Origin of the sequence: Streptococcus sp. HMSC065E03, assembly GCF_001815045.1 — a bacterium.
Lineage (GTDB): Bacteria > Bacillota > Bacilli > Lactobacillales > Streptococcaceae > Streptococcus > Streptococcus parasanguinis_AD.
Genome location: NZ_KV818838.1, coordinates 8941 through 19062 on the forward strand (window position 1 = coordinate 8941; position 10122 = coordinate 19062).

General features: G+C 42.4%; 9 protein-coding genes. 1 reads left to right on the forward strand and 8 read right to left on the reverse strand.

Annotated features, from left to right (window positions below; genetic code table 11):
- Window positions 1-24: 24 nt before the first annotated feature.
- From HMPREF3002_RS00900 to HMPREF3002_RS00920, 5 genes are all read right to left on the reverse strand, one after another.
- Window positions 25-519 carry a beta-class carbonic anhydrase gene (locus tag HMPREF3002_RS00900; RefSeq protein ID WP_070664844.1) on the reverse strand — a complete coding sequence of 165 codons (495 nt, stop codon included), beginning with the start codon at window positions 517-519 and terminating at the stop codon, window positions 25-27.
- 143 nt (window positions 520-662) lie between these two features.
- Window positions 663-2021, reverse strand: coding sequence for a DNA repair protein RadA (gene radA, locus HMPREF3002_RS00905; RefSeq protein WP_083312636.1), 1359 nt, complete (start codon window positions 2019-2021; stop codon window positions 663-665).
- A gap of 13 nt (window positions 2022-2034) precedes the next feature.
- Window positions 2035-2550: a histidine phosphatase family protein gene (locus HMPREF3002_RS10790; RefSeq protein ID WP_045759966.1), complete on the reverse strand. Its 516-nt coding sequence runs from the start codon at window positions 2548-2550 to the stop codon at window positions 2035-2037.
- 18 nt (window positions 2551-2568) lie between these two features.
- Window positions 2569-3024: an isochorismatase family protein gene (locus HMPREF3002_RS10795; protein ID WP_049491772.1), complete on the reverse strand. Its 456-nt coding sequence runs from the start codon at window positions 3022-3024 to the stop codon at window positions 2569-2571.
- Between the two features lie 9 nt (window positions 3025-3033).
- Window positions 3034-3480, reverse strand: coding sequence for a dUTP diphosphatase (locus HMPREF3002_RS00920; RefSeq protein WP_070664857.1), 447 nt, complete (start codon window positions 3478-3480; stop codon window positions 3034-3036).
- A 438-nt stretch (window positions 3481-3918) separates the two neighbouring features.
- On the opposite strand from HMPREF3002_RS00920, the gene HMPREF3002_RS00925 reads away from it, so the two are divergent.
- Entirely contained in the window at window positions 3919-5739 is a 1821-nt protein-coding gene (locus tag HMPREF3002_RS00925; protein WP_070664850.1) for an LPXTG cell wall anchor domain-containing protein, read from the forward strand.
- Window positions 5740-5831: 92 nt separating this feature from the next.
- On the opposite strand, the gene HMPREF3002_RS00930 is transcribed toward HMPREF3002_RS00925, so the two are convergent.
- The 3 genes from HMPREF3002_RS00930 to HMPREF3002_RS00940 form a co-directional block, all read right to left on the reverse strand.
- Window positions 5832-8759, reverse strand: coding sequence for a glycosyltransferase PgfM1 (locus tag HMPREF3002_RS00930; protein ID WP_070664853.1), 2928 nt, complete (start codon window positions 8757-8759; stop codon window positions 5832-5834).
- A 17-nt stretch (window positions 8760-8776) separates the two neighbouring features.
- Window positions 8777-9736: a glycosyltransferase PgfS gene (locus HMPREF3002_RS00935; protein ID WP_070664855.1), complete on the reverse strand. Its 960-nt coding sequence runs from the start codon at window positions 9734-9736 to the stop codon at window positions 8777-8779.
- Window positions 9737-9806: 70 nt separating this feature from the next.
- A partial coding sequence (locus HMPREF3002_RS00940) for an LPXTG cell wall anchor domain-containing protein (RefSeq protein ID WP_141754470.1) occupies window positions 9807-10122 on the reverse strand: 316 nt, incomplete at its 5' end.

Below are 10122 nucleotides of genomic sequence, written 5' to 3' on the forward strand. Positions count from 1 at the left end.
GTCTTCCTATACTCTTCTCTATGTTTATTTCACTTCTGAAATCAAACCAGTATCCACATCATACACAGCTCCTGAAATCACCACATCCTCTGGAATCAAAGGGGAAGCTTTCAAAATCTCCATATCTTCACGGACACTCTCTTCAATGTCTTGAAAGGGGAGGAAGTCGCGTTCTCCCACATCTACTCCCAGTTCTTTCTTTAGATGCTGCCGGAAAGCTTCGTTTTCAAAGGTTTGTGCGCCACAGTCTGTATGGTGCAAGACGACAATTTCGCGGGTCCCCATCTGTTGCTGGGAAATAACCAAGGAGCGGATCATGTCATCTGTCACGCGCCCTCCAGCATTCCGCAAAATATGGGCATCTCCAAGAGCCAGGCCCAGTGCTGGTGCCACGTGAAGGCGGGAATCCATACAGGTCACGATGGCAACTTGTGTTTTGGGCTTAATCGGAAGACGGAGATCTCCATGCAACGCTACATAAGCTTGGTTGGCTGTTAAAAAATTATCAAAATAAGACATGGTCTCTCCTTCATTCCTTTGAAATTCAAACCATCTATTATTTTACCATATCCGATCCTTTCTGTCAGGGGATACCTCCTGTCATCTGTCACATCTGAAAAAAAGCCTTAAACTTCCCGTTTAAGACTTCTCTACTATTAAAATTAAAATACTTTCTTCAAGACTTCAGACAGTGTACTCACACCGACCACTTCGATCCCTGATGGTGTCGAAATCCCCGTCAGAGAGTTTTTTGGAACATAAATCTTGGTAAAACCGAGCTTGGCAGCTTCATTGATCCGTTGTTCGATCCGGTTGACCCGGCGGACTTCTCCTGTCAAGCCTAGCTCTCCGACAAAACATTCCTGCGGGTTGGTGGGCTTGTCCTTGTAGCTGGAGGCAATGGCTACGGCTACGGCTAGGTCGATAGCTGGCTCATCCAATTTGACGCCACCAGCTGACTTGAGGTAGGCATCCTGATTTTGAAGGAGCAAACCCGCTCGTTTTTCTAACACCGCCATGATAAGACTAGCCCGATTGAAATCAAGCCCCGTTGTCGTCCGCTTGGCATTCCCAAACATGGTTGGCGTCACCAAGGCCTGCACTTCAGCTAGAATCGGACGTGTCCCCTCCATGGTAACCACGATAGAGGATCCGGTCGCACCATCCAGGCGCTCTTCTAGAAAGACCTGACTGGGATTGAGGACCTCAACCAAGCCACCTGATTGCATTTCGAAGATACCGATCTCATTGGTCGAGCCAAAACGGTTTTTGACCGCTCTCAGGATCCGGAAGGTATGGTGGCGTTCTCCCTCAAAGTAGAGCACCGTATCCACCATGTGTTCCAGCATCCGAGGACCCGCCAAGGTTCCTTCCTTGGTCACATGCCCCACGATAAAGATGGCGATGTTATTGGTCTTGGCCAGCTGCATGAGCTCAGCCGTGACCTCGCGTACTTGAGAGACTGATCCCTGAACCCCTGAAATCTCAGGAGACATAATGGTCTGAATCGAGTCGATGATGAGGAAGTTAGGCTGGATTCGCTCCACCTCAGCTCTCACGCTCTGCATATTGGTTTCTGCATAAAGATAAAACTCACTGTCGATATCTCCCAAGCGCTCAGCTCGAAGTTTGATCTGCTGAGCTGACTCCTCTCCACTAACGTAGAGTACCGTTCCCACTTGAGATAGTTGGGTCGATACTTGAAGAAGCAGGGTCGATTTCCCAATTCCTGGATCTCCCCCGATGAGAACGAGACTCCCTGGGACCACACCGCCACCAAGGACGCGGTTGAATTCTTCCATCTCGGTCTTGGTCCGGTGAACATTGATAGAGGTCACGTCCGCCAGTTTCATAGGTTTGGTCTTTTCACCCGTCAAGGACACACGCGCATTCTTAACCTCTGCAACCTCGACTTCCTCGACAAAAGAAGACCAAGAACCACAGTTGGGACAGCGCCCTAGGTATTTGGGTGAGTTGTAGGCACAATTTTGACAAATAAAAGTCGTTTTTTTCTTTGCGATAATAAACCTCTTTCTATATCTCTATCTCACATTCAATCACTTGGCAAAAATCAATCTTCTCATTTGGCACAAACTGGCGCATAAGCATGCGATGGGCTACAACTACCACAGTTTGATGTCCCCGATACTTAGCCATGCATTCTAGAAAACGAGACTTCATCTCTACAGCTGTCTCATATTGAACAGGAGAATTTGGGAGCAACTCCCCCTTGTTTTCTAAAAACAGACATCTAGCTGTTTCAAAGTTCTCTATACCTGTTTCATAAACCTGCCATTCATGCAATAATGGCTCTACCCTCAAAGGAAGGCCAGTAGCACAGGATACATAAAAAGCCGTTTCTAAAGCTCGCGTCACTGCAGAAGACACCAGGATATCAGCTGAGCCAAATAAAGGATTTTTGCAAAGTTCCTGAGCTTGTTGTCTTCCTTTCTCAGATAAGGGTGCCAAATCTATCCCGAATCCAGTATAGGAACGCTCCTCTAACTCACGGTAATTTGGCTCCCCGTGACGGATAAAAATAATTTTCATATTAAGATCCCCATAAAACTATCCAATCTTGATTCCGCAATCTTGCCACTGCTTCAGTGTTTTAGAGAATTTCTTCTGGTTGGCAACTCCGACAGCAGACAAATCGACAGAAACCTGATAATTCTCCTTGACAGCTGCCAAAACGGAAGCCTTGACACAGCCATTGCCATCCACCCCTATAAACTCTATGCTTTTAGCACCGTTTCCCTCTAAAAAATCTTTTAAATCTGGATTAGTAAAGCAAGAAGCCCGACGCTTCTCAAAAATACGAGAAGATACAACCAGCAAGCCGGTCGTAAATTTCTTCTTTCTATCTTTTCTCTCCCAGAAAAAACGATTGAGAATATAGATAACTCGTTCGCTAGGATAGGTAGCAATTTTGTCATTTACAGCTGCAGTCAGTTCTTCATGATATGCTTTTCCTACAGCAACATAATCTGACTGCATGTCTACAACTAATAAATAGTCTGCCATTTTATTCCTCTATTTCCCCGTACTTCCAAAGCCACCCGTCCGCACGCCATCCGCCTCATCTCCATCTGCAATTAAGAAAGGAGCAAAGACAGCCTGAACCACACGTTCTCCAACTTCAAGAACAACTTCTTGATCGGTGATGTTTTTCATCTGAGCAAAGATATGGCCTTCATTTCCTGGATTGCCATAATAGTCTCCATCGATAACGCCCACAGAGTTGATTAAGACCAGGCCTTTTTTACGAGGGTTAGAGGAACGGTCATAGAGATAGAGCACCTCAGTCGGTTGCATATAGGCCTTGACCCCAGTTGGGACGAGGACGATTCCCCCAGGAGCAATCACCGTGCGTTCTGCCACCTTTAAGTCGTAACCAGCCGCATGAGCTGTCTCCCGTTTTGGCAACAAGTCCTGATTAGTATAGCTTGATACAAGTTCAAATCCACGAATTTTTGTCATCATAATTCCTCTTTTATCTAAATAGTTTCCATCTCTTCTATTATACCATCACTTTGCCCTAGCGTCTTCTCTATACTACTATTCGTATTTTTTGAGTAAAAACCTCCTTTTTCACCTTCATTATTTGTAAATTGTATGGCACTTTCATGGTTGTTTTCTAAAAGAAAGTGAAAGTTAATGAAACGGCTTAAATAACCATAATTCCTGCCTAATTTTACCAATTTTAGCTTGAAGCTAATTATTATTTTTGCTATAATTCCCTGTGTAGGGAATAATTTTAAAAATAAAATATTTTACCCTATAAAATTATTTAATGGAGGTCGTGTCTCAGCACTCAATTCTAATTACCAACAGATAGGATTTGAAAGGTCCATATCGTTAAAAGTAATCAGGTATTGATGATTAGGCACTAATTTTTTTATGAAAAGGGAAGATAAGATGAAGAATAGGAATATCAAAATTTTCTCATTTGTCCTTTGTTTAGTGGCCATGCTTTTCGCTTTAGGTCTGAATCGCACTTCAGCAGAAACTCCTGGAGTGTCAGTAAGCGGAAAATTGGTCGATACAATCAAAAATATCAAAGTTACCAATAATGAAGGTGGCAACCTTGATTGGGAATTAGGACAATGGGCAACATTTCGTATCAATGCTGATTTCGACTTAGCTGGTAAGAATGTCAAAAAAGGTGATACGACTGATCTCACCGTTCCAGATGCTTTGATCATTACGTCGCAAAGTTTTGAAATTCGTGATGTCAATACGAATGAGGTCATTGCCCACGCAACGGTTGACAAAGACAATAAGAAATTGTCATTGACTTACACTGACTATGTCGAAAAACACTCAGATACCCAGGGATCCTTCTTCTTCTATGCGCGGATCGACTTTAAGAAACACCCTCAACAAGGGGAAGTCCCTGTTGAAATTACCGTCAATGGAGAAACCAAGATCGGCGGGAAGGTTACCTTTAAAGGAGTCGGAGACGGTAACCCAACTCCATTATCAAAAACTAGTTGGGTGAATGACAACGACCATAAAACAGTCACCTATACTATTTCTGTTAATAAAAGTAAACAAAATATCAAAGAAGTCACTATTGAAGATCATTTGAGATTTACAAATGCTTCCTATGTAAAAGACAGCATCAAAGTCATCAAAGGGAAGTTCTCATTTGAAGCAGGTGAATGGGTCTTTTCAAATCGTGTTGATGTAACGGATCAACACCCTGTTACCATCAGTGAAGATGGTCAATCTTTTGTTGTCAATCTGGGGGACATTAGCGAAAACGATCAATATCGGATCGATTATGATGTTCGCTTAAATTACGAGCCTGTAGACGGGGAACTTCTTAAAAACGATGCTACCCTTAAAGGAAAGCAGTTTGAAACAAAAGATGTGACAAACACAGCCGCTGTCCAAGTCGCAGGAGGATCTGGTGTCGGTTATGTCTTTACAATTCATGTCCACAAGGTAAACGATGAAAGTCAGCCACTTGCTGGAGCTAAGTTTAAAATCGTTCGTCAAGCCAACAACCAAGTGATTGGGGAATACGTTACAGATGAGAACGGAGATATTACGGTTAATGCGCTCTTAAAAGATAAATACATCTTAACAGAAACCGAGGCCCCTGCGGGTTATACGATCAAGGAGGCTGACACCGTCGTAAATGCTGAAGATTTTGGTAAGGATCATAAGGTTACGAAGACGATCGTCAATCCAAAAGAACAGACAACGACTACAACAACCACTACAACTACTACTACGACAACAACCTCTACAACGACTCAAGAGCCGACAACAACTACTACGACGACTCAAGAGCCAACAACGACTACGACAACAACTGAGGAACCTACACCTACTACCACTACAACAACTCCAGAGTCAACAACAACTTCAACAACAACTGAAGAACCTACAACAACGACTACGACGACTCAAGAGCCAACAACTACAACAACGACGACAGAAGGTCCAAAACCTACGCCGACTACGACAACAACTACAACGACGACTACAACCACGTCTGAAAAACCAGTGCCGACTCCAACGACCACTACGACAACAACTCCAGAAGGGCCAACAACGAATACGACCAAACCTGGTAACCCAGATGATTCTGGCACCACAACTTCAAACGGAGGTCGCAAGACATTCCTGCCAAAAACAGGTGAAGCAGTCGCTACTGGTGTCATCTTGATCGGTGTTGCTATCCTATCAGGAGCCGTCATCTTGAAACGCAAGATTTCTAATAACTAATCGTTTGCATTGCGGATCATATAAAAAAGGATCGCATCCCATTGGATGCGATCCTTTTTTGTGTTGATCACAGTTTTTGATACTCTCACACCTTATTGTCCTTCATTACTTCTGCTTCGTCTCATTTGAATGACGAGGTAAGCAACAGAAACAATAGATAGCAAGGCACCCAGGATCACGCCTTTTTGTCTAAAGACGAATTCAACCTTATGATTTCCCTTTGAGATTGGGAAGGATAAGAATGCATTCCATGCTTTTTCGGTTTTGACAAACTTCCCATCCACTTTCACTTTCCAGCCATCGCTGTATGGAATGGAAGTCATCATATAGTTACTATCATCTGTGATAGACACATCGCCAACAATATGGGTATTTGAAAACTCGGTTACTTGTAAACCTTGTTTCTTCCGGTTTTCTAATACCTGTTGAATCTGATCAACGTCGGCACGATAAACACCTGCATTGCTCATATCAATGTGATCTGTTCTAAATCTAAATTCAATAACGGTTTCTTGGTTTTCAGTTTGATCTGTCAACTGCCAAATTTGTCTTTGCGTAAAAATTTTAGCATTGAGCAACCATTTATTATTGAGTAAAACCGAGTAATCTTGGTTTTGGATCAAAGATACAGGAGTAAAGAAATAATAGGTGTAATTGGTACGTGGAGTGACCTTATAACGAATAATGGCATCTTTTGACGAATCCGCTCTCTTATAGATGGCTTCTCCCGTTTCCTTATTAACCTTTTCTTCGATCACATTTTCTGTCTCGATCGAGCTGAACGCCAAGGGTTTAAAGTACTCAACGGTATCATTATTGGCCTTTTGATGCCCCTCCATGGAGTTCAAAATGATATTCTGGTTAGCAAAGGCATTATTGGCACCAAATTGAATATTTCTTACCAGACTGTTAGTCCCGTATGCAAGTGGGAAGGAATTTGGATTCTTATAGACGACATAACGCTTGTCCTCATAGACCTTGTCTGTGAAATAGCGATGCAGATCAAAGCGGTCTGTAAATCGATAAAAGTACATCTTATCCGGATTGGCTTCAATCTCCTTGGGATCAAAATCCTTGGCACTCATAAAGTAACGAACACCATATAAAGCATCTGTCAAAGGTGTCCCGTTTGAATATTGGGTCGCCGCATTGACTCCAAGATCTCCCATGAAAGCAAAGTGATCCATGGTGCTACGTTCCAAACTTGAGCTAAAGGTACTTAAGCCTGGATAGGACACCAAGGAAGGAACAGTTCTGGAATAGGCAAAATCTGTGGCAATCCGATAGAATTTTTGATCTGCATTTTCTTGGATATTGTCTGTCACGCGCTTGACCGAAACAGTCGCATCTGCAAACTTGTGCACATCATCATACCCAAATGTTACTTGGGACAAATAGGCATTATAGCCAAACTCGAAGATTGTGAGCACAGATATGACAATCATGGATAAACGTGAGATCTTAAAGTTTAGGATAAAGAGAATGCTCAGGTAGAGCATCGCTGTAATCCCCACTTGCGACAAGAGATAGCCTGTCTTTAATAAGACAGCAGCTAGCACTAAGATGACCGCTGCTAGAGCCATTCGAATCATTTTTTCCAATTGGCTCTTCTGAGATTTTTCCCAATACGCATAGAAGATGAAGCAGGTCACCGCTGCTATTCCCAGAACACTTAGAATAGAGAACTTGGAGAGGAAACGGCTGATCGCTTGCGGTTGAGTCTTTGAGATAAAACTATACTGATGGAAATAGAGATAGACTACCGACAAGAGCAAGCCCAAGCCGATGATGCAGTTGGTTCGTTTGGAAATAACGATCTTCTGCTTCATCGCTTGATAAGCTAGGACTAGCATAAAGAATGAAAACAGCCAAGAAAAACGGAAGAAGAAACCAGCTGGGTTTTGTCCCATATGCCATATCTTACTGACAAATTCATTGACAAAGGAAATCAGGAAAATGAGGGTAACAATCCCTGCAGCCCATTTTTTGGCTTTTCCAACTTTTTGCGATAGGAAATAAAAGATAAAACCAAGAAAGCCGAGCGCTCCAATATAAATATTGGGAAGGTTGGGACCCGCTGACCACCCTGATGTCGTATCAAAGCCACCAACAACCAACTTAGAAAGAATATCTAAAGGGTTAATTTGGAAGGCAAATGAGAAGGTCATGCCTCCTCCAACTTGCCCCTTACTTTCAATCAGGTTGAAAAATACAGGCAAGAGCAAGACTGAGGCTGTCGCAATCCCAATAATCGAATAGATCACCGCTTGCAATAAAGGGATACTAAAGTTTTTAATCTTTGCCTTTAGATCTCCCTCAACCAGCAATCTTGGCGATACATAGTAGCAGGCATACAGAGCGATGAAAATGGAGATCATATAGCCCATATAAAACTGAAGCAAGACCGTCAATCCCAGAGCAAAAGCATAGCGATAAGGAGATTTCCCATCTAATAATTCTTCCAAATACACAATCACAATAGGAAGCATGATCATGGCATCATAGAAGATGACGTTCATCTGATAAGAAACCAACATTCCTGACAAGGCATAGGCTGTCGAGAATAATGGAACCAACCATTTTCTAGATTCTAATCCTTTGTAGCGCTTGATTAAAAGGAAAGCAAAGGATAGACCGATTGCCCCGTAGCGGAGCCAAATGGTTAAAAATACTGCTGCTCCAAAATATTTGAGGGGAGCTAGAATATAGATGATGTTGAAGGGACTCATTAAATAGTAGCCGAGCACACCGATCATATCTCCACCAAGAGACTTGGTGAAAGAATAACTCAAACTAGATAGATCCCCCGTCAAGATGGCATTTTTTAGCAAGCCAAAGAAACTGATATATTGCTGTCCAAAGTCAACAGCCATCAGACTCTTACTCCCAAAAGGATACATCCCTATAAAAGCCCACACAATGAGCATGATGGTCATTGGGAGCAGGGCACTTGTAGCATAGAGAACTTTCTTTGGATGTTTTTTCCAAAACTCTTGCCAACGCATGAACCAGATTAACATGTTTTCTCCTATCTTCTTTAGCCGATATGATTTTTCTTCGCTTGTTCGATATTGGTCTCTTCAATGATGAAATGAGGACGACGCTTCACTTCGTAATAGATCTTGCCAATATACTCTCCAAGAATTCCGATGAAGATGAGTTGCACTCCACTAAATAATATAATAGCCGCAATCGTTGTGAAATAACCACTCACATAATTCCCAGCAGCGAAGATATATTTCATAAACTCAAACACTAGATATAAAAGAGCCAGCCCTAAACAGATGAAACCGAATTGAATACAAACACGGAGAGGACGATCATTAAAAGAAATAATTCCTTGAATCGCATAATTCAAAGATTTCTTAAAACCAAACTTGCTCTTTCCAGCCTTACGGGTTTCATTCTTATAAGGAATTACTTTCTCTTTAAAACCAATCCATTCATACAAACCTTTATTAAAGCGATTGTACTCTGGCATTGACACAAAGGCTTCCATGGCTTTTCGGCTAAGCAGTCTTAATTCAGATTTCCCATCTGTTAGGTGCACATCCATGGAGCGATTTGACAAGAAGTAAAACAAACGTGCAAAGGAACTTCCTACAAAAGATTCTCCTTCACGAGTTCGTTGGCCACTAACAATATCATAGCCCTCATTATAAGCTTCTAAGAATAAGGGAATCAAGTATGGTGGATGCTGGAGATCCCCGTCCATGACCATCACCGCATCCCCACTGGCATATTTAAAACCAGCCAAGATACCGCTCTCTCGTCCAAAATTTCGACTGAAACGGATATATTTGATGCGGTCGTTTTCTCTTGCAAATTCTTCAATTAACTCAAAGGTCTTGTCACTACTTCCATCATCGATGTAGAGGATTTCATAATCAGAGAGCTCTTTCCCTAACATTTGCTCAAGCTGATTAGAAATTTCACGATGAGTTTGAGGAAGTACCAGCTCCTCATTCAAGAGGGTTATTAAGATTGATAATTTCATCCCTTTTCTCCATAATACATTCCCAAAAAAGAGAGAGCTCATGCTCTCCCCTTATGTAGAAACTCATTGTTTATTTAATAGACAATTTTCGTTTCAATACGACTGCACCTGCTAACACAAAGGCTCCTGAGAATACAAATCCAGTTGCTGCAACTTCACCTGTATTAGGAAGAAGCGCTTTACGCCCTCCTCCATTGTTTCCACCTTTTGGTCCTGGTTTTCCAGTTGTGGTCGTTGTGGTTGATTCTTCACTTCCTGGAGTCACCGGTTTCTCTGGAGTTGTCGTTGTTATTGTCGTTGGCTCTGCAGTTGTTGTTGTAGTCGTTGTTGGCTCTGCAGTTGTTGTGGTTGAAGTAGTCGTCGGCTCTTCTGTTGTCGTAGTTGTA

Coding starts and splice junctions, on each gene's coding strand:
- HMPREF3002_RS10790 (WP_045759966.1), bottom strand. CDS start 2,550: ATGAAAATTATTTTTATCCGTCACGGGGAGCCAAATTACCGTGAGTTA.
- HMPREF3002_RS10795 (WP_049491772.1), bottom strand. CDS start 3,024: ATGGCAGACTATTTATTAGTTGTAGACATGCAGTCAGATTATGTTGCT.
- HMPREF3002_RS00920 (WP_070664857.1), bottom strand. CDS start 3,480: ATGACAAAAATTCGTGGATTTGAACTTGTATCAAGCTATACTAATCAG.
- HMPREF3002_RS00930 (WP_070664853.1), bottom strand. CDS start 8,759: ATGTTAATCTGGTTCATGCGTTGGCAAGAGTTTTGGAAAAAACATCCA.
- HMPREF3002_RS00900 (WP_070664844.1), bottom strand. CDS start 519: ATGTCTTATTTTGATAATTTTTTAACAGCCAACCAAGCTTATGTAGCG.
- HMPREF3002_RS00925 (WP_070664850.1), top strand. CDS start 3,919: ATGAAGAATAGGAATATCAAAATTTTCTCATTTGTCCTTTGTTTAGTG.
- HMPREF3002_RS00935 (WP_070664855.1), bottom strand. CDS start 9,736: ATGAAATTATCAATCTTAATAACCCTCTTGAATGAGGAGCTGGTACTT.